The following is a 19,456-nucleotide window of genomic DNA, read 5'->3' as shown; positions in this document are numbered from 1 at the left end:
GGCCCGTGGACCCCATGCATCCAGACCCGCGAGACCCGCACCCTACGCCTCAGGTCGGTGTCGTCGTCATCGGCTACAACGACGCCGACCACGTGGTCGACGCCGTACGCTCGGCGCTCGACCAGGGCGCCGCCGTCGGTGAGGTCGTCGCCGTGGACGACTGCTCGACGGACGGCAGCGGCGAACTGCTGGCCCGCCTGGCCGCCGGCGAACCCAGACTCCGGGTCGTGCGCCGGGAGACCAACAGCGGCGGCTGCGGCAGCCCGCGCAACACCGGGATCGACGCGGTGACGATGCCGTACGTGATGTTCCTGGACAGCGACGACGTGCTGCCGCCCGGCGCGGTGGACACGCTGCTGGCGGCGGCCGCGGGAGCGCGCGCCGAGGTCGCGAGCGGGCTGTGCGTACGCCGGGAGTTGCCCTCGGGGCGGGAACAGCCCTGGCAGGCGCGCCTCTACGCGGCGCACACCGTCCTCGCGCGCCCCTCCCAGCGCCCCCGGCTGGTCCAGGACACGCTGTGCGTCAACAAGCTGTACCGGACCGCCTTCCTGCGCGAGCACGGCATCCGCTTCCCCGAGGGACGCTTCCTCTACGAGGACTTCGTGTTCACCGCGCGCGTGCTCGCCGCCGCACCGCGCATCGCGCTCGTACCGGACCGCGTGTACGTGTGGCACGTGCGCCGGTCGGCCGAGCAGTTGTCGCTCTCCCTGGACCGGGGGCGGATCGACAACTGGAAGGCGCGGACGGAGGCGTGCGCGATGGCGTACGACATTCTGCTGAGCGCCGGGCAGAAGGAGCTGGCGCGGGCGGCACGGGCGAAGTTCCTCGACCACGAGCTGCGTATGTACGCGCGCGAGCTGGGATTGCGCGACGCGCACTACCAGCGCACGTGGTGGGCGCACACCCGGGAGTACCTCGCGCGCTACGACGCCGCCGACTGGGAGGCGAACCCGTCGGCGCCCGGCCGGCTGCTGGCGCGGGTCGTCCTGGAGTCCGCCGAGCCGTGCGACCTGCCCCGGCTGAAGGAGCTGGCCGCACGCCCGGCCCGGCTGCTCCCGCCCTACGCCGGCACGCCCGACGGCACGCCCGTATGGTCCGCCGACCTCCCCCAGGTCGCCCTCGCTCCCCTCCTGACCCGCCCCACCCGCCTCCTGCCGCTCGCGGTGGACGCGGAACTGCGCCCGCGCGCGCGTGGCACCCTGCTGCGCCTACGGCTCCACGAGCTGTACGGACGGATGGCCGAGGCAGGGCCGCAGGAGGTGGAGGTGGAATGGCAGTCGAGGGAGGACGGGCGCACGGCCCAGCGCGAGAAGACCGCATTCACGCCCTCCGGCGCGGACGGCTGGACGGCCGAGGTGCCGGTCGACCTGGCCGGGCTCGGCGCGGGCACCTGGGACCTGCTCCTGACCGTGCGCTTCGCGGACGGGGCGTCCCGGAGCATGACGGCGCATGCGCTCGCGGGCGCCGGCCGACTGCGCCGGCACGCCGTCCCGAGCGTCCGGCACGCCGTGCTGCTGGTCCAGCCGTACGCCACCCACTCCGGCGCACTCGCACTGCGCGTGGCGACCGGGATACAGGGTGTCATGACAGTGGCCCGCGGACGACTCCGCCGCCTGCTTCACTGAGACCCACGGAACTTCACTGGGCCCCGCGGAACTTCGCCGGGACCCACGGGACCTCACTGGGGCCCACACGACCGAGAGCCACCGGCCACGTCACGACAGGCCGGCTGACGAGGGGAGGCCGCACATGACCTGGCTGATCACCGGCGGCGCCGGATACATCGGGGCACACGTCGTACGCGCGATGACCGAGGCGGGCGAGCGGACCGTGGTCTACGACGACCTGTCCACCGGTGTCGCCGGGCGCGTCCCGGACGAGGTCCCGCTGGTGCAGGGCTCGATCCTGGACGGCGAGAAGCTGGCACGGACCCTGGCCGAGTACGAGGTGACCGGGGTCGTCCACCTGGCGGCGAAGAAGCAGGTGGGCGAGTCCGTGGAACTCCCGCTGCACTACTACCGGGAGAACGTGGAGGGCCTGCGCGTCCTGCTGGAGGCCGTGACACAGGCGGACGTCCCGTCCTTCGTCTTCTCCTCCTCGGCCGCCGTCTACGGCATGCCGGACGTGGACCTGGTCACGGAGGAGACCCCCTGCCTGCCTCTCTCCCCCTACGGCGAGACCAAGCTGGCCGGCGAGTGGCTGGTCCGCGCGACGGGCCGGGCGACGGGCCTGGCGACCGCGTCCCTGCGCTACTTCAACGTGGCCGGCGCGGCCACCCCCGCCCTGGCCGACACGGGCGTCTCCAACCTCGTCCCCATGGTCTTCGAGAAGCTCACCGAGGGCGCGGCCCCGCGCATCTTCGGCGACGACTACCCGACCCCCGACGGCACCTGCGTCCGCGACTACATCCACGTGGTCGACCTGGCCGAGGCCCATGTGACGGTCGCCCGCGCCCTGCGCTCCACCCCCGGCAGCGACCTGACCCTCAACATCGGCCGCGGGGAGGGTGTTTCGGTCCGCGAGATGATCGACCACATCAACGCGGCCACCGGCTACGACCGCCCCCCGATCGTCACCCCACGCCGCCCCGGCGACCCGGCCCGCGTAGTCGCCTCCGCCGACCGCATCGCCACCGAACTCGGCTGGCAGGCCAAGTACGACGTCGAGGACATGATCACCTCGGCCTGGGAGGGCTGGGTACGACTCCACCCGGAGGCGGCACGGTCGTAGGCTCCGGGGGTGACCGCCCCCTCGCGCACCGAACGCGCCATCGGCGCCCTGCTCGGCTCCGCCGTGGGCGACGCCCTCGGAGCCCCCTTCGAGTTCGGCCCCGAAGGTGCCTTCTCGGCCCGTTTCCCGTACCCCGGACACGGCGGCGAGATGTGCGGGGGCGGCGGCTGGGACCCCGGCGAGGCGACCGACGACACGCAGATGGCCGTACTGACCGCCGAGTCGCTGCTGGAGTGCGGGGGCATGGACCTCCCGGACGTGTTCCGGCGCTTCCAGCGCTGGGCGGCGGCCGACCCGAAGGACATCGGCCTCCAGACGGAGGCAGTGCTGACCAGCGGCGCCCCCTGGGACACAGCCGCGGCCCTGCACTTCCGGACGAACCAACGGGCGGCCGGGAACGGGGCGCTGATGCGGGCGGCCCCTTCGGCGCTCCACTTCGCACGCCACCGCCGTGAGGCCACCATGGACGCCGCCCGCCGCCTCTCCGCCCTCACCCACGGCGACCCCGCGGCCTGGGAGGGCACGGCCGTTCTGCACGAGCTGATCCGCGTCGCCCTGACCGGAGAGGATCCGCTCATCGCCGTACCGGACACCCTGGCAGCACTCCACCCCGACCACCGGGCCCGCTACGCGACTGTCCTCGCCCCCGACTGGCACCCGGACCAGGCCACCGAGTTCAACGGCGCGGTCTGGCCCTGCCTGGGCTCGGCGGTCTGGGCCCTGCGCACGACGGCGTCGTACGAGGGGGCGGTACGCGCGGCGATCGACCTGGGCGGCGACACGGACACGGTGGCGGCGGTCGCCGGGGCGTTGGCGGGAGCGGTGCACGGGATCGACGCGGTACCGAAACGCTGGACAGAGCTGCTGCACGTACCGCTGCCGGGGTTCGGCGACCGGGTACTGCGGGCACGGGAACTGGCCGGCCTGGCGCAGCGGTTGGCATAGCGGACAGCCTGCGGTCGTTTCCCGAGTGCGGGTTGCAGGGGGCTGATCGCGCAGTTGCCCGCGTCCCGGGGAGTCGCGGCGCCCCTACATCGCGTCCTGGCCGCGGTAAGGTCACAACGCCTTGAGCGCCCCCGCCGTGGCCCGTGCCAAGTTCTCCAGGTACCCCTTCGGCAGCTTCGGGGAGCGGATGACCACCGAGCGCCAGTACAGGGGGCCGGAGATCAGGTCCAGGGCCAGGTCGGGGTCGACCCCGGTCCGGACCTCGCCCCGTGCCTCCGCCGCCGCCACGATCTTGCTGGCGACACCCTCCTGGCCGTCCCGCAGCGCCTTCTGCATGGCTTCCGCGATCTCGGGGTTGCGGGCCGCCTCCGCCTGGAGGTCGGGGATGATCTGCGAGGCGACGGGGTGGCGCAGGGCGCGGGACGTCACTTCGTACAGCAGGCGCAGGTCCCCTTCCAGGGAGCCCGTGTCGGGGACCGGCAGGCCCAGTACCGCCATCGCCGACACCACGTCCAGCACCAGGTGCAGCTTGGAGCGCCAGCGGCGGTACACCGCCGTCTTGCCGACGCCCGCCCGCCGCGCGATGCCCTCGATGGACATCCGGGCGTACCCGACCGCCGCGAGTTCCTCGAAGACCGCCGCACGGATGGCCTCGGTCACGTCCTCCCGGAGCACGGCGGCCCCGGCGGGTGTCCGGCGGCGCACGCGCTTCGGGGCCTCGTCGGCGTTCGTCGTCATGCGACCCAGCATAGGGCGTTACGACGAAACGGTTGCGTCCCGACGGTCGATGGTTCTAGGCTCACGTTGCGACGATACGGTCCCGTCCCGACGTAAGAGAACGTGAAGAGAAGCGTAAGGAAACGCCGGATGGCGGACGAGGACCACTCAGGCCCGGCGGCAGCCGGACGCACCCCCCTCCCCCGAGCGAAAGCAGCGGATGTGAGCCAGGTCCTCCACACACCGCCCCCCACCCAGGTCCCGGCCGACGACGACCTCTCGGCGCTGGCCGCCCGGCACGGCCTCACGGTCAGCGGCGCCCGCCCCACGCTGCCGGAGTACGTCCAGCAGCTGTGGGCCCGGCGCCACTTCATCACCGCGTTCGCCACCGCCAAGCTCACCGCCCAGTACAGCCAGGCGAAACTCGGCCAGGTCTGGCAGGTCATGACCCCGCTGCTGAACGCGGCGGTCTACTACTTCATCTTCGGCGTGCTGCTCGGCACCAAGCACGGCGTCCCGGACTACATCCCGTTCCTGGTCACGGGCGTGTTCATCTGGACGTTCACGCAGAGCTCGATCATGGCGGGCACCCGCGCGATCGCCGGCAACCTCGGCCTCGTCCGCGCCCTGCACTTCCCGCGCGCCGCCCTGCCGATCTCCTTCTGCCTCCAGCAGCTCCAGCAGCTGCTCTTCTCGATGGCGGCACTGGTCGTCATCCTGCTCTGCTTCGGCGTACCGGTCGCCGCGTCGTGGCTGCTCGCGATCCCCGCGCTGTTCCTGCAGTTCATGTTCAACGCGGGCATGTCGATGATCATGGCCCGGGCGGGCGCCAAGACCCCGGACATCGCCCAGCTGATGCCGTTCGTGCTGCGCACCTGGATGTACGTGTCCGGCGTGATGTGGAGCATCGACAAGCTCACCAAGAAGGACCACCTGCCGCACATCGTCACGGTCCTGCTGGAGACCAACCCGGCCGCGGTCTACATCGACCTGATGCGGTACGCGCTGATCGACAGCTTCCACGCCAAGTCGCTGCCCCCGCACGTGTGGGCGGCGGCCACAGGGTGGGCACTGCTCGCCGGCGTCGGCGGCTTTATCTACTTCTGGAAGGCTGAGGAGACGTACGGCCGTGGCTGAGCAGACCGCAGAGAACATCCCCACCATCGTCGCCGACCGCGTCGACATCGTCTACCGGGTCAACGGCACCGGCGCGGGCCGCGGCACCGCCACCGCCGCCCTCAACCGCATCCTGCGCCGCAAGCAGGCCGAGAAGGCGGCCGGCGTGCGCCGGGTGCACGCGGTGAAGAAGGTGTCGTTCGTCGCCTACAAGGGCGAGGCGATCGGACTCATCGGCACGAACGGCTCCGGCAAGTCCACGCTGCTCAAGGCCGTCGCCGGGCTCCTCCCGGTGGAGAACGGACACATCTACACCAACGGCCAGCCCTCCCTGCTGGGCGTCAACGCGGCCCTGATGAACGACCTCACCGGCGAACGCAACGTCCACCTCGGCGGTCTCGCCATGGGCATGTCCCGTGAGCAGGTCAGGGAGCGCTACCAGGACATCGTCGAATTCTCCGGGATCAACGAGAAGGGCGACTTCATCACGCTGCCCATGCGGACGTACTCCTCCGGCATGGCCGCCCGCCTGCGCTTCTCCATCGCCGCCGCCAAGGACCACGACGTCCTGCTGATCGACGAGGCCCTCGCGACCGGCGACCGCTCCTTCCAGAAGCGCTCCGAGCAGCGGATCCGCGAGCTGCGCGAGCAGGCGGGAACGGTCTTCCTGGTCAGCCACAACAACAAGTCGATCCGCGACACCTGCGAGCGGGTCCTGTGGCTGGAGCGCGGCGAGCTGCGCATGGACGGCCCGACCGAGGACGTCATGAGGGAGTACGAGGCCTTCACCGGCGACAAGAGCGACAAGACGGCGAAGAAGCCGGCGCCGAAGAAGGCGGCACCGAAACCCGAGGCTCCCAATGTCCCTCTTCCTTCGTGAGCCTTGCTCTTACCTCAGGCGTGGTTATCCCTTTCATCCATCTAGTGACAGTATGTTATGAAAGGTGCCCCCTGAGACCACGAGCTGAAGGAGTCCCCTGCGATGCCCCAACTCAGTGTCATCGTCTACGGGCCGAACGCCCAGGGGCATCTGACCGAACTGCTCGACTCGCTGGAGGCCCGCCCGCTCGCGGACGCCGAGGTGATCGTCGCCGCTGTCGGCGACTGGGCGCGGGAGACGGCCGAGGGTCACGCTCCCGAGACGGTCGTGGTGCCCCTGCCGGAAGGCACCGGTGACGCGGCGGCCCGGGCGGCGGGCGCCGCGCGGGCGTCCGGCCGCTGGCTGCACTTCGTGCACGCCAAGGACGGTCTGCCCGCCGGCGCGCCCCGGCTGATCGCCGAGCGGACCGCCGAGCTGGACGATTCGGTGGACGTCCTCCTCCTCGACCATGTCAGCACCACCTGGCAGACCGCCGCCGCCCCCTCCCGCGACGGCCGCCTCCTCGCCGGCGCCGGCCGCGCCGACCTCGCCCTGGACGACGCGGCCGACCTGCTGCGCCTCACCCCGCTGCTCGGCACCCGCGCCCTGCGCACCGCGTTCTGGCGGGCGCACGAGGAGCAGCTCACCACCGACGACGAGCCGTACGCCGCCCACGCGGCCCTGCTGCACGCCGGCCGCGTCGCCTGCCTGAACCAGGCGGCGTACGAGAACCGCGTGCTGCGCCCCGAGAGCCTGCCGCCCCTCACCTCCGAGGACCGCTTCTCGCTCATCGACCGCTACGAGTCCCTGCTCCCGCTCGCCCGGGACCGCCGCGCCGCCCGCACGGTCCTGTACGACCTGATGGTCCGCGACCTGGTGCGCACCTTCGCCGGCGAGAACCTGCCCGACGCGGTGGCCCGCGAGTTCTTCCGCCGGGCCTCCCTGGCGACGGTTCGCTGGCGCCCCGAGGGCCACCAGCGCCCGGCCGGCATCGAGGGCGTCCGGCACGCCCTGCTCGAAGAGGGCGCCTACACCAAGTACCGCGCCTTCCAGGCCGCCAACCGCACCCGCCGCGCCGCCAGGAAGGCCGTACGAAGCCGTAAGCGCCAGGTGGGCGCGAAACTCCGCGACCAGCAGTACCGCAGGGCACTCAGCCGCCCGATCGATCCCAACCTGGCCGTGTTCGCGGCCTACTGGGAGCGCGGGGTCTCCTGCAACCCGGCCGCCGTCGCAGCCAAGCTCGCCGAACTCGCCCCGCACATCCACAGGGTGTGGGTGGTCAACAAGGAGAACGCGGCCCTTCTGCCGCCCGGCACGGACCACGTGATCCCCGGCACCCGCCGCTACTGGGAGACCCTGGCCACCGCCAAGTACCTGACCAACAACGTCAACTTCCCCAACGCGGTGGTCAAACGCCCCGACGCGATCCACCTCCAGACCCACCACGGCACCCCGCTCAAACGCATGGGCCTGGACCAGATGGAACACCCGGCCGCCGCCAAGGGCCTGGACTTCGCCGCGCTGCTGGCCCGTATCGACAAGTGGGACTACAGCGTCAGCGCCAACAGCCACTCCACCCGCATGTGGGAGCGCGCCTACCCGGCCCGCTTCACCTCTCTGGACTACGGCTATCCGCGCAACGACGTCTTCTACACGGCCACGGCCGCCGACGTCCGCGCCGCCCGCGAACGCCTCGGCATCGCCCCCGGCAGGACAGCCGTCCTCTACGCCCCCACGCACCGCGACTACGAGGCCGGCTTCACCCCCCGCCTCGACCTCGCCGCGCTCGCCGACCGCCTCGGCGAGGACACGGTACTCCTGGTCCGCGCCCACTACTTCTACGGCGGCGCCGCCTCCCCGCTGACCGGCCTGCGCCGCTCCGGCCGGATCATCGACGTCTCCTCCTACGACCCCGTCGAGGAGCTGTGCCTGGCCGCCGACGCACTGGTCACGGACTACTCGTCGATCATGTTCGACTACGCCAACCTGGACCGCCCGATCGTCGTCTACGCCGACGACTGGGAGACGTACCGGACCACCCGGGGCGTCTACTTCGACCTGACGGCCGAGGCGCCCGGCCAGGTCGCCCGCACCCAGGAGGAACTCGCGGAGATCTTCCTCTCGGGCGCCTGGCGCGACGAGGGCGCGGCGAAGGCGCGGGCCGCGTTCCGGCGCCGGTTCTGCGAGTACGACGACGGGCGCGCCGCCGAACGGGTAGTACGCCGGGTCTTCCTCGGCGAACGCGAGGATGCGCTGCCCCCGGTGATCCCACTCGACGAACGCACCCCCGCCCCGACCCCCGAGGAGGCCACGGCATGACGACCCCCGACGTCACGGTGACGGTCATCGTCTACAACGACGCCGCCCGTCTCCCCCGGGCGGTCGCGTCGCTGCGCGCCCAGACCCACGCCAACATCGAGATCGTCATCAGCGACGACCACTCCACCGACGAGACGCCCTCGGTGGCACGGGAGTTGGCGGCCCAGGACCACCGCATCCGCTACCTGCGCCTGCCGGAGAACAGCGGCGGCTGCAGCGCCCCGCGCAACCGGGCCGTCGAGATCGCCCGGGCGCCGTACCTGATGTTCCTCGACAGCGACGACGAACTCCCGCCGCGCGCGGTCGAGTTGCTGCTTGCCGCACACCGGGAGCGGGAGGTGGACTTCACGATGGGCGCGGTCCGCCGGGTCCGGGTGGACAACGGGCGCCGCTCGACCTGGATGCCCCACCTGGTCGCCGAGCACCGCACCGTGGAGGGCATCGAGTCCGACCCCCGGCTGCTGTTCGAGCACCTGTCCACCAGCAAGATGTACGCCCGCGCGTTCCTGGACCGCCACCAGCTCCGCTTCCCCGAGGGCATCCACTACGAGGACCAGCTGTTCTCGGCGCAGGCATACTGCCTGGCGAAGGCGTTCACGATCATCCCGGACCCGGTGTACGTCTGGTACATCGAGCCGTTCGCGGACGCCGCGTCGGCGTCCATCTCCAACCAGCGGCACAAGATCTCCAACGTCGGCGACCGGGTGCACGTACAGCGCCTGATCGACGACTTCCTCGTGCGGAGCGGGCACGCGGCGCTACGGGAGGACAAGGACTACAAGTTCCTCAAGCACGACTTCCGGATGTACGCGGGCGACCTGCCCTACCGGGACACCGAGTGGCTGGAGTCCTTCGCCGAGATCATGAACCCGTACCTGGACACGCTGGCCGAGGGCGCCTTCGCCCGGCTGCCCCGCCCGGAACGGGTGGTCCTCCAACTCCTGCGCGACGGCCGCCTGTCCGACGCCCAGCAGGCGGCGCGGGGCCTGGGCAACGGCGTGGCCCCGAGGCACGTCACCGCCGACGACTCCGGCACCACGTACTGGGGCGACACCGTCCCCTCCTCCGACCGGGCCCGCCACGAACTGGACGTCTCCGACCTGGAGCTGGACACCCGCCCGTTCCCCAGCGCCCATTTCCGTCACGAGATCACCGAACTCACCCCGGGCCCCGGCGCGTCTCTCGTTCTGGCGATCCGCACCTACGACCCCGGCCTGCGACTCCCGGTGGGACCGCAACGCGCGAGTCTGGTGCTGGCTCCCGGCCGACGCCGCACGACGGTCCCGTTCCGCCTGGACCCGGTCCGCCCGGGCCTCTTCGAGGGCCGCGTCCGCCTGGACCTGTCGACGGCACAGCCCCCTGTCCAGGGCTTCGCCGGAGTGCGCCACCCGCTGCTCCGCCTCGAACAACAAGGCCTGGCCCACTCGGGCCTCCTCCTGGCCCCCCTGGACTTCCCCGCCGTCACGACCCGCATCGACTACCGGTCCGGCGCCACCCCGCACGACGTCACCATCGAACCGGAGGGCCGCAACCCCGGCCGCCTGCAGATCCGCTGGCACCCGGTGGGAGTCACGGCTCGCGTCATCCGCCCGATGGTCCGGAAGGTGGCCCGCCCGAAGGTCCGGAGCGCTGCCCGGCTGGTGGCGAGCCTGTTGAAGTAGCTCAGCTGCCCGCGGCGGTCGTAGTGCCTACGCAGCCGCGGGCAGCCGTGCCGGTTGCCGGCGCCGGTCAGCGCGCGACTTGGTACAGCACCTGCCCACCCGGCCCGGTGGCCACCTGCCGCAGCCACGGCTCCGCGGCCCCCTTGCCGCCCACGACCCACCGCACCCCGTACTCCCGCACTATGTCCCGCCGCCGGCCGGACGACGTGTCCGCCGCGAAGTACCGCGTCACCGCAGCATCCCGCCTGGCCGCATCCGGCAGGAACACATCGGGATACCCAGGAGCCACGGTGTACGGGCCGTACGCGGGAATCTGCCGGGACGGCATCGTACGAGCCATGACCACGTCCCCGTACTTCACCCAGGGCGTGATCCACTGATACCCGACCCATGGCGTCCGGTACTTCACCGCGACCGCACCGGGCAGCGCATCCGGCCCGACGACGTACCCGAGCGTCCCCGCCTGCGCCCAGGCCCCCACAGCCAGCGCGGCGCCGAGCGCACACGCCCATCCCAGCCTCCCCCACGCTCGGCTTCGCTCGCGCGGGGCTACCCCCATGGCCCGCTTCCCCGCCGACACGGCCTCCAGCGCGGCCGCCAGCTGAGCCGAGATCAGCACGGCCGGCAGGGCGCGGCCCCACGAGTAGTGCCCGGTCAGCCCGCCCGCGGCGAACACCAGCACACCGAGGGCGAAGAAGAGGACGAGGGGATCCCAGCGGTCCCGCCGCCAGCGCAGGCCCAGGGCCACAACCCCCAGCAGCACCAGCCCGAACCGCCCGGCCAGGTGGTCGTACAGCGGGCGGTGGATCGCCTCGAGGTCCGCGCCCACGGAGAAGAGCGAGAAGAAGTCGTAGTACGGCCAGAGCCACAGCAGCACCACGCCGAGGGCCAGAGCGGCCCCGAGCCGCAGCAGCACCGAACGGCCCGGCCGTGCCGCGATCACCATCGCCAGCGCGCCCAGCGACGCCACCACCCCGGTGAACTGGTGGCACAGCAGGATCAGCCCCCACAGCAGCCCCAGCCCCAGCCACACCCCCCAGCGCGTCTCGGCGCGCAGTGCCCGGGTGAGCCAGGCCCAGAAGTGGAAGGACAGGCCGAGCGCGAACACGCTGGGGTACGACACCGTCAGCGCGAGCGAGTTGAGGCCGAGGAAGCCGCTCCAGTTGAAGAGGAGAGGGCCCCAGAGGAAGACCAGGCTCAGGATCGCGAGGGCGGGTGCCGCAGGGTGGGTGCTGAGCGTGCGCACGTACCGCCACACCCCGGTGACCAGCAGCCCGAGCCCGGCGACCGCGCCGATCCGCAGCACGTCGAACACCGACAGGCTGGTGATCCTGGCGAGGCAGCCCAGCAGCAGCATCCAGGGCGAGTAGTACGGGCTCGGCGTGTCGGCGGCGACCAGCGGGTTCCCGGGGTTCAGCAGGCTGTGGCGCAGCCGCTGCACGGTGGCCGCGTGCATGCCGAGGTCGCCCGCCCAGGGCAGGCGGACGATCACCAGGAGCATCAGCACCAGGACCAGCGCGGCGGCGACCTGCGGCAGCGCCCGTACCGCGCGCGCGGTGCTAGGCGGCGGTGCGGCGCGCATCCTGCTGGAACACCCAGGTGCGGTAGACAAGGAAGCGGAAGGCCGAGGCGAGCACGATCGACAGCGCCTTCGCCACATTCGATTCGAACGCGCTCTGCATTCCGAGCCCGTGATAACCGGCCCAGAACAGGCCGCTTTCCATCACCACGCCGAGACCGCTGAAGACGAAGAACAGGACGATCTGACGGCGGGTGCGCGAGGCCCGGTCGCGATAGGCGTAATAGCGGAAGCCCAGGTAATTGGTCGCCATCGCGATACAACTGGCCAGGACCGTCGCGGTCATCGCCTGCCAACGCAGGCCGTGCAGCAGCAGGTTGAACACCAGGAAATTGACGAGGACACCGCTGCCGCCGACGACCCCGAATTTCACGACTTCCAGCACGACGCGCGTGACGGGCCGGGCCGGAGCCGGCACGGTTGCCGCCGGGCGGATCTCGGTGAGGTTCACTGTCACACCGCAGACCATATCGGAAACGCGCCGATTAGCAGGAAAGGGTAAATTCGCTGATCTTTTTTGCCTAAAGGTCGGCAAGAAACGGAACGCCCCGGGCCGATATGACATCGGCCCGGGGCGTCCTGAGTCGTACGACTGCCGTACGGCTACGAATGCGTGCGCAGCAACGTACGCATCGTCCGCATCGCCACCGACAGGTTGGCGAGGTCGAAGGATTCCGACCCGCGGATCTCCTCCAGGGTGGAGCGCGCCCGGCCCAGGATCGCCGAGTTCTTCTGCTCCCAGGCCTGGTAGCGCTGCTCCGGGCTCGAGGAGCCGTTGCCGGCCGCGAGGACGTCCGCCGTGAGCGCCGAGTGGGCCGCGTACAGGTCCTCGCGGATGGAGGCGCGGGCCATCGACTGCCAACGGTCGGCGCGGGGCAGCTCGATGATGCGGTCCATCAGCTGCGTGATGCTGAGCCGGTCGGCGAGGTCGTAGTAGACCTCGGCGACGTCCAGCGGCTCCTTGCCCGTGCGGTCGGCCACCGAGACGATGTCCAGCGCCGGGAAGGCGGAGGAGAACCCGGCCACGCGGGTGGCCAGCTCGTCCGGGACGCCGGCCGCGGACAGCTCGTCGTACACGTGCTGGTACCACTCGAGGTCCGCGCCGCGCAGCAGCTTGGGCAGCTCCTGCCAGACCTGCTCGACCCGCTCGCCGAAGAACTCCATGGTCTCCGCGAGCTGCAGCGGCTGCGGCCGGTTGTTCAGCAGCCAGCGCGTGCCGCGCTCGACCAGGCGGCGCGAGTGCAGCCGGATCCGGGTCTGGACGGTCGCGTCGACCTTGTTGTCCAGCTCCTCGACCGCGTCCCACACCGGCGCCGAGCGGAAGATCGCGCGGGCCGCGGTCTGGGCGCGGACGATCTCCTCCAGCGAGGCACCCGTCTCCTCGCGCAGGCGGTGCAGGTACGTCGTACCACCCGTGTTGACCGTGTCGTTGACCAGCACGGTCGTGGTGATCTCACGGCGCAGCGGGTGGCTGTCGACCGCGTCCGCGAACCGCTCGCGCAGCGCCGTCGGGAAGTAGGCGTGCAGCAGGGTGCGCAGGTACGGGTCGTCCGGCAGCGAGGTGTGCAGCAGCTCGTCGGCGACCGTGATCTTCGTGTACGCCAGCAGGACGGCCGTCTCCGGACCGGTCAGGCCCTGGCCCTGGCCGAGGCGCTCGCGGATCTGGCGGTCGGTGGGCAGGAACTCCAGCGCCCGGTCGAGGTCGCCCTCGCGGACCAGGTGGCGGATGAACCGCTGCTGCGCGTGCAGCATGTCCTTGGACTGGGCGAGGGCGTTGGCGAGCGCCGTGTTCTGCGCGTAGTTGTTGCGCAGCACCAGGGCGCCGACCTCGTCGGTCATCTCGGCGAGCAGCTTGTTGCGCTGCTTGACGGTCATGTCGCCGTCCGCGACCAGGCCGTTCAGCAGGATCTTGATGTTCACCTCGTGGTCGGAGGTGTCCACGCCGGCGCTGTTGTCGATCGCGTCGGTGTTGATCCGGCCGCCGTGCAGCGCGAACTCGATGCGGCCCAGCTGGGTCAGGCCCAGGTTGCCGCCCTCGCCGACGACCTTGACGCGCAGGTCGCCGCCGTCGACGCGGATGGCGTCGTTGGCCTTGTCGCCGACGTCGGCGTTGGACTCCGCCGACGACTTCACGTACGTGCCGATGCCGCCGTTCCACAGCAGGTCCACCGGCGCCTGCAGGATCGCCTTCATCAGGTCGGCCGGGGTCATCTTGGAGATCTTCTCCTCGATGCCCAGGGCCTCACGGATGTGCGCGTTGAGCGGGATCGCCTTGGCCGTGCGCGGGAAGATCCCGCCGCCCGCCGACAGCAGCTCGGTGTTGTAGTCCTCCCAGCTGGAGCGGGGCAGCTCGAACAGACGGCGGCGCTCGGCGTAGGAGGTGGCCGCGTCCGGCGTCGGGTCGATGAAGATGTGCCGGTGGTCGAAGGCGGCGACCAGGCGGATGTGCTCGCTCAGCAGCATGCCGTTGCCGAACACGTCACCGGACATGTCACCGATGCCGACGACCGTGAAGTCCTCGGTCTGCGTGTCCACGCCCAGCTCGCGGAAGTGCCGCTTCACGGACTCCCAGGCGCCGCGCGCGGTAATGCCCATGCCCTTGTGGTCGTAGCCGGCCGAGCCGCCGGAGGCGAAGGCGTCGCCGAGCCAGAAGTTGTACTTCTCGGCAACCCCGTTGGCGATGTCGGAGAACGTCGCCGTGCCCTTGTCGGCCGCGACCACCAGGTAGGTGTCGTCGCCGTCGTGCCGGACCACGTCCAGCGGCGGCACGACCTCACCGGCCACCATGTTGTCGGTGATGTCGAGCAGCGCCGAGATGAACGTCTTGTAGCTGGCGATGCCCTCGGCCAGCCACGCGTCCCGGTCGACGGCCGGGTCCGGCAGCTGCTTGGCGACGAAGCCGCCCTTGGCGCCGACCGGCACGATGACGGTGTTCTTCACCATCTGCGCCTTGACCAGGCCGAGGATCTCGGTGCGGAAGTCCTCACGGCGGTCCGACCAGCGTAGGCCGCCTCGGGCGACCTTGCCGAAGCGCAGGTGCACGCCCTCGACGCGCGGCGAGTACACCCAGATCTCGTACGCCGGGCGCGGCGCGGGCAGGTCCGGGATGGCCTGCGGGTCGAACTTCATGGACACGTACTCGTGCGGCCTGCCGCCGAGCGCCTCCTGGAAGAAGTTCGTGCGCAGGGTCGCCTTGATGACGGTCAGGAACGAGCGCAGGATGCGGTCCTCGTCCAGGCTCGCCACCTGGTCCAGGGCCGCCTCCAGCTCCTCCAGCAGGGCGTCCACGATCTCCAGGCCGGCCTTCTGCCGCTCCGGGGACATCCGCGCCTCGAACAGGGAGACGAGGAGCCGGGTGGTGTGGACGTTGTTGCGGAGGGTGTCCTCCATGTAGTCCTGGCTGAAGGTGGAGCCGGCCTGCCGCAGGTACTTGGCGTACGCGCGCAGCACCGTCGCCTGCCGCCAGTTCAGCCCGGCGCTCAGCACGAGGGCGTTGAAGCCGTCGTTCTCCGCCTGGCCGGTCCAGGTCGCGGCGAACGCCTCCTGGAACCGCTCACGGCCGTCGTCGCCGAGGTAGTCGCCGTTGGCGCCGGCCAGCGCCTTGGGCAGGCGCAGGCCGAAGTCGTAGATCCAGGCGACGGTGCGGTCCGCGCAGCGCAGCTCGTACGGCCGCTCGTCCACGACCTCGACGCCGAGCCGGTTGAGGACCGGCAGCACGGCGGACAGCGAGACCGCGTCGCCCTTGCGGTAGATCTTGAAGCGGCGCTCACCGGGAGCCGCGCCCACCGGCTCGTACAGGCTGAGCGAGAAGTCGTTGCCCTTCTCCTCGGAGAGCCGCTCCAGGTGGACCAGGTCGGCGACCGCCGCGCGCGGGGTGTGGTCGGCCTTGTAGCCCTCGGGGAAGGAGTTGCCGCCGTAGTAGCGGCGCAGCAGCTCGGCCGCGCGCTCCTCGCCGCACTCGGCGTTCAGCGCCTCGCCGAACCCGTCCGCCCAGGAGCGGGCGGCCTCGACCAGGCGGGCCTCGATGCGGTCCTTGTCGGCGTCCGACAGCTCGGGCAGCTCGGTGCCCGGCGGGACCCGGACGACGAAGTGCAGCCGGGACAGGATCGACTCGGTGTTCCAGGCGGTGAAGTCGACGCTGATGCCGCCGAGCTCCTCCTTCAGGATGTCGATGATCCGCAGCCGCACGCCGGTGGTGTAGCGGTCGCGCGGGAGGTAGACGAGGGCCGAGTAGTAGCGGCCGTACTCGTCCTGGCGCAGGTACAGCCGCAGCCGGCGGCGCTCCTGCAGGTACAGGACGCTCGTCGCGATGGCCTGCAGCTCGGCGGCGGGGGTCTGGAACAGCTCGTCGCGCGGGTAGGTCTCCAGGATCTGGAGCAGGTCGCGGCCGTCGTGGCTCTCGGGCGAGAAGCCAGCGCGCTGCAGGACCTCGTCGACCTTGCGCCGGATGACCGGGACCCGGAGGACGGACTCGGTGTAGGCGGCGGAGGAGAACAGGCCGAGGAAACGGCGCTCGCCGACGACGTTGCCGTCCGCGTCGAACTTCTTCACGCCGACGTAGTCCAGGTACGACGGCCGGTGCACGGTGGACCGGCTGTTCGCCTTGGTCAGCACCAGCTGCTTGTGCTCGCGGGCCTTGGCCCGGGCGTCGGCCGGCAGCCGCTCGAAGGAGGGGCTGACCGGGTGCTGGTCGTCCTCGGCGTGGTGCGGGTCGGAGCGCAGGATGCCGAGGCCGGTGCCGGGCACGGCGGCGAGGGTGTCGTCGTCGCGCAGCTGGTACTCGCGGTAGCCGAGGAAGGTGAAGTGGTCGGCGGACAGCCAGCGCAGCAGCTCGCGGGCCTCCTCGACCTCGGGCGCGGGGAGGTCGCCCGGCCGGGGCTCGCTCTCCAGCTCGTCGCCGATCCGGGCCGCAGCGTCCCGCATCTTCTCCCAGTCCTCGACGGCCTCGCGGACGTCGGACAGGACGCGCAGCAGGTCGGCGGTGATCTGCTTCAGGTCGGCGCGGTCGGTCTCGCGGTCGATCTCGACGTGGATCCAGGACTCGATGTGCGCGTCGTGCGGAAGGTCGCCGGCGCCGGTGGACGCGGTGGGCAGCACCTCCATGAGCTTGCCGGTGAGATCGCGCCGGACGACGATCTGCGGGTGGATGACGACGTGGATGCCGCGTCCCTGCCGGGTCAGCTCATTGGTGACCGAGTCGACGAGGAAGGGCATGTCGTCGGTGACGACCTCCACGACGGTGTGGCTGCAGGTCCACCCGTTCTCCTCCACGGTCGGGGTGTGCACCCGGACGTTCGCGGTCCCCTGCGGGCGGTTCTCGGCGAGCCGGTAGTGCGAGACCGCGGCGCCGAAGACATCGACCGGGTCGCGGTCCGAAAGGTCTTCCGGGGCGGTGTGCAGGTAGTAGCGCTGGAGGAACGCGAGCACGGACTCGGTGTCGGGAGTGCCGGCGGTGCCCTCGCCCGTCGTCCCGGTCGGTAGGTGCCCCCCGACCGGGCTGTTCTCAGCTACCCGGGCGGCCCGTTCGAGCAGCTCGGCCTTGGCTTCGTCCAGCTTGGTCTGCATTGTCCTCTGGCTCCTGTCGCGCGCCGTTGCGTGACGTAGAAGGAAAAACGGTCTCTTCCCCTCCGGCTCGACGCCACGGCCCGGGGTTTCCGGGCCGATCCGACGCTATGCCGCGAGGTGAGATGAGCGGGGGGTATTCGGCCATTGTTGGCGCACCCGTCAGATGTGACGCTGCTCTCGGCACCGCCGCTTCCGGGGCCGTCATCGGCGTCCTGGGGGCTTCCGCGCCCCCGTCCCGCCCGCGAGGACCAGCGACCGCCGCCCGGTCACGGAGGTGTTCCGTGCAACCCGGGCGCAGGGCAGGAGCAGGATCGCCCCCGCGAGATATCGCGCTGATCACGCCACAAGGCTATCGCTCCCTACCCGGGGCCCGTCATGAGCCGTATGTGTACAAAACAGGGGCCCGAAGTTTGACGTTCTGCACAGGGGCGGGACGGTGGCAGGTGGCGTATCCGGTCGCGCCCGAACGCCGCGGGACGCACCCTGAAAGCGACGGGCCCTCTTGGCAGGCACGCCCTGGGAAGGCACGTTGCCTGCAACAGTGCCCGTCCCCCGTGGAGGGGACAGTGCCGCCCCGGAGGAGCCGACATGCCCGCGAAGATCCTCATCATCACCGGCGACGCAGCGGAGTCCCTGGAAGTCCTCTACCCCTACCAGCGTCTGCGCGAGGAAGGCTACGACGTCGACATCGCGGCCCCCACCCGCAAGACGCTCCGCTTCGTCGTCCACGACTTCGAGCCCGGCTACGACACCTACACCGAGAAACCCGGCTACACCTGGCCCGCCGACCTCGCCTTCTCCGAGGTGGACCCCGGTCAGTACGCGGCGATCGTCATCCCCGGCGGCCGCGCCCCCGAGTACCTGCGCAACGACCCCGAACTGCGCAAGATCCTCAAGGCCTTCTTCGACGCCGACAAGCCCGTCGCACAGATCTGCCACGGCCCCCTGCTCACCGCCGCGATCGACACCCTCCGCGGCCGCCGCGTCACGGCGTACCCGGCCCTGGAACTGGACATGCAGACCGCCGGAGCCCACTTCGAGGACAGCGAAGCGGTGGTCGACGGCACCCTGGTCTCCTCGCGAGCCTGGCCGGACCATCCGGCGTGGATGCGAGAGTTCCTGAAGGTACTCAGGGCCAAGGCGCCGGTTAACTGAGCGCTGGGGGACGGGGGTCCGCTGCCCGAACGAAGCCGAGAGCCCGGGTGAGCGTGGGCGCAGCGGCACCCTGTCAGCGCCGGTGAGCGGCCCCGGCCCGCACCGACACCGGGCGCCGCTCAGACGCCGCTCACGCCGCCAACCGCTGCGCCTCCGCCACAGCCTCGGCCAACGTGTCCACCACGGGCACCCCGGCCTCCTCGAGACTGGCCCGGCTGTGCGACCCCCCGGTGTACAGCACAGCCCCCGCCCCCACATACCGCGCGGCAACCGCATCGTCCGCGGCATCACCGATCACCACGGTCCGCGCAACCTCCACCGCACCGGACAGCGCCTCCAGATGCCGCACCATGTGCTCGGCCTTGCTGCCACCGGACGGCCCCGTACGCCCGTCGACCCGTATGAAGTGGGCCTCGATCCCGAACCCTCGCACGAGCGGCACGAGCTCCTCGTGCCCGTACATGCTCAGCAGCGACTGGCTGTGCCCCGCCGACCGCCATCCCGCGAGCAGCTCGGCCGCCCCCGCGGTCAGCCCGCAGCGGACCCGGTGCTCCGTGTAGTACCGATGGAAGACCCCGTCCATCTGCTCCCACTCGGCATCCGTGGGCAGCCGTCCGAGCAACCGCTCGTAGAACTTCGGCACCGGCACGCAGTACAGCGCCCGGTACTCCTCCAGCGTGATCGGCGCCAGCCCCAGCTCGGCGAAGGCCGCGTTCGTCGCCCCGATGATCGCGTCATTGTCATGGAACAGGGTCCCGTTCCAGTCCCAGACGATGTGCGCGCTTCCGTGCATCCCCATGCCGAAAACCG

13 protein-coding genes are annotated in these 19,456 nt (G+C 71.1%); 8 read left to right on the top strand and 5 right to left on the bottom strand.

Annotation, left to right across the window (positions count from 1 at the left end; genetic code table 11):
* Nucleotides 1–14: 14 nt before the first annotated feature.
* The 3 genes from ACIF83_RS00160 to ACIF83_RS00150 all read left to right on the top strand — a co-directional run bounded on the left by ACIF83_RS00160 (nt 15) and on the right by ACIF83_RS00150 (nt 3,675).
* Nucleotides 15–1,625, top strand: coding sequence for a glycosyltransferase (locus ACIF83_RS00160; protein WP_399722383.1), 1,611 nt, complete (start codon nt 15–17; stop codon nt 1,623–1,625).
* A gap of 124 nt (nt 1,626–1,749) precedes the next feature.
* A complete protein-coding gene (gene galE, locus ACIF83_RS00155) occupies nt 1,750–2,730 on the top strand; it encodes a UDP-glucose 4-epimerase GalE (RefSeq protein WP_393463743.1) in 981 nt (326 codons plus the stop codon).
* Between the two features lie 9 nt (nt 2,731–2,739).
* Nucleotides 2,740–3,675 carry an ADP-ribosylglycohydrolase family protein gene (locus ACIF83_RS00150; RefSeq protein ID WP_399722380.1) on the top strand — a complete coding sequence of 312 codons (936 nt, stop codon included), beginning with the start codon at nt 2,740–2,742 and terminating at the stop codon, nt 3,673–3,675.
* 111 nt (nt 3,676–3,786) lie between these two features.
* On the opposite strand, the gene ACIF83_RS00145 is transcribed toward ACIF83_RS00150, so the two are convergent.
* Nucleotides 3,787–4,413 (bottom strand): TetR/AcrR family transcriptional regulator, encoded by a 627-nt coding sequence (locus ACIF83_RS00145; protein WP_393463740.1) that lies wholly within the window; start codon nt 4,411–4,413, stop codon nt 3,787–3,789.
* A 201-nt stretch (nt 4,414–4,614) separates the two neighbouring features.
* Here ACIF83_RS00145 and ACIF83_RS00140 point away from each other — a divergent pair, with 201 nt between their 5' ends.
* The 4 genes from ACIF83_RS00140 to ACIF83_RS00125 all read left to right on the top strand — a co-directional run bounded on the left by ACIF83_RS00140 (nt 4,615) and on the right by ACIF83_RS00125 (nt 10,347).
* Entirely contained in the window at nt 4,615–5,529 is a 915-nt protein-coding gene (locus ACIF83_RS00140) for an ABC transporter permease (RefSeq protein WP_393463737.1), read from the top strand.
* Entirely contained in the window at nt 5,522–6,388 is an 867-nt protein-coding gene (locus tag ACIF83_RS00135) for an ABC transporter ATP-binding protein (RefSeq protein WP_399722375.1), read from the top strand. The genes ACIF83_RS00140 and ACIF83_RS00135 overlap by 8 nt, the downstream gene beginning before the upstream one ends.
* A 102-nt stretch (nt 6,389–6,490) precedes the next feature.
* Complete coding sequence (locus ACIF83_RS00130; protein ID WP_393463732.1) at nt 6,491–8,686, top strand: CDP-glycerol glycerophosphotransferase family protein; 2,196 nt, start codon at nt 6,491–6,493, stop codon at nt 8,684–8,686.
* On the top strand, nt 8,683–10,347 hold the full coding sequence (locus ACIF83_RS00125; RefSeq protein ID WP_399722372.1) for a glycosyltransferase family 2 protein: 1,665 nt from the start codon (nt 8,683–8,685) through the stop codon (nt 10,345–10,347). Before ACIF83_RS00130 ends, ACIF83_RS00125 begins: the two co-directional genes overlap by 4 nt.
* A 67-nt stretch (nt 10,348–10,414) precedes the next feature.
* Here the strand turns inward: ACIF83_RS00125 and ACIF83_RS00120 are convergent, their stop codons facing one another.
* The 3 genes from ACIF83_RS00120 to ACIF83_RS00110 all read right to left on the bottom strand — a co-directional run bounded on the left by ACIF83_RS00120 (nt 10,415) and on the right by ACIF83_RS00110 (nt 17,491).
* Entirely contained in the window at nt 10,415–11,929 is a 1,515-nt protein-coding gene (locus ACIF83_RS00120) for a hypothetical protein (RefSeq protein ID WP_399722369.1), read from the bottom strand.
* A complete protein-coding gene (locus ACIF83_RS00115; RefSeq protein WP_399722366.1) occupies nt 11,907–12,383 on the bottom strand; it encodes a GtrA family protein in 477 nt (158 codons plus the stop codon). The genes ACIF83_RS00120 and ACIF83_RS00115 overlap by 23 nt, the downstream gene beginning before the upstream one ends.
* 146 nt (nt 12,384–12,529) lie before the next feature.
* Entirely contained in the window at nt 12,530–17,491 is a 4,962-nt protein-coding gene (locus ACIF83_RS00110; RefSeq protein ID WP_399722363.1) for an NAD-glutamate dehydrogenase, read from the bottom strand.
* A 588-nt stretch (nt 17,492–18,079) separates the two neighbouring features.
* On the opposite strand from ACIF83_RS00110, the gene ACIF83_RS00105 reads away from it, so the two are divergent.
* Nucleotides 18,080–18,646 carry a DJ-1/PfpI family protein gene (locus tag ACIF83_RS00105; protein ID WP_393463717.1) on the top strand — a complete coding sequence of 189 codons (567 nt, stop codon included), beginning with the start codon at nt 18,080–18,082 and terminating at the stop codon, nt 18,644–18,646.
* Between the two features lie 130 nt (nt 18,647–18,776).
* Here ACIF83_RS00105 and ACIF83_RS00100 read toward each other — a convergent pair whose 3' ends face one another.
* On the bottom strand, nt 18,777–19,445 hold the full coding sequence (locus ACIF83_RS00100; protein ID WP_393463714.1) for an HAD family hydrolase: 669 nt from the start codon (nt 19,443–19,445) through the stop codon (nt 18,777–18,779).
* Nucleotides 19,446–19,456 lie beyond the last annotated feature (11 nt).

The sequence above is a fragment of the Streptomyces sp. NPDC085866 genome (assembly GCF_044541035.1).
Classification (GTDB): Bacteria; Actinomycetota; Actinomycetes; order Streptomycetales; family Streptomycetaceae; genus Streptomyces.
Note: the sequence above shows the minus strand (reverse complement) of the source record. Positions and strands in the feature narration are given on the sequence as shown.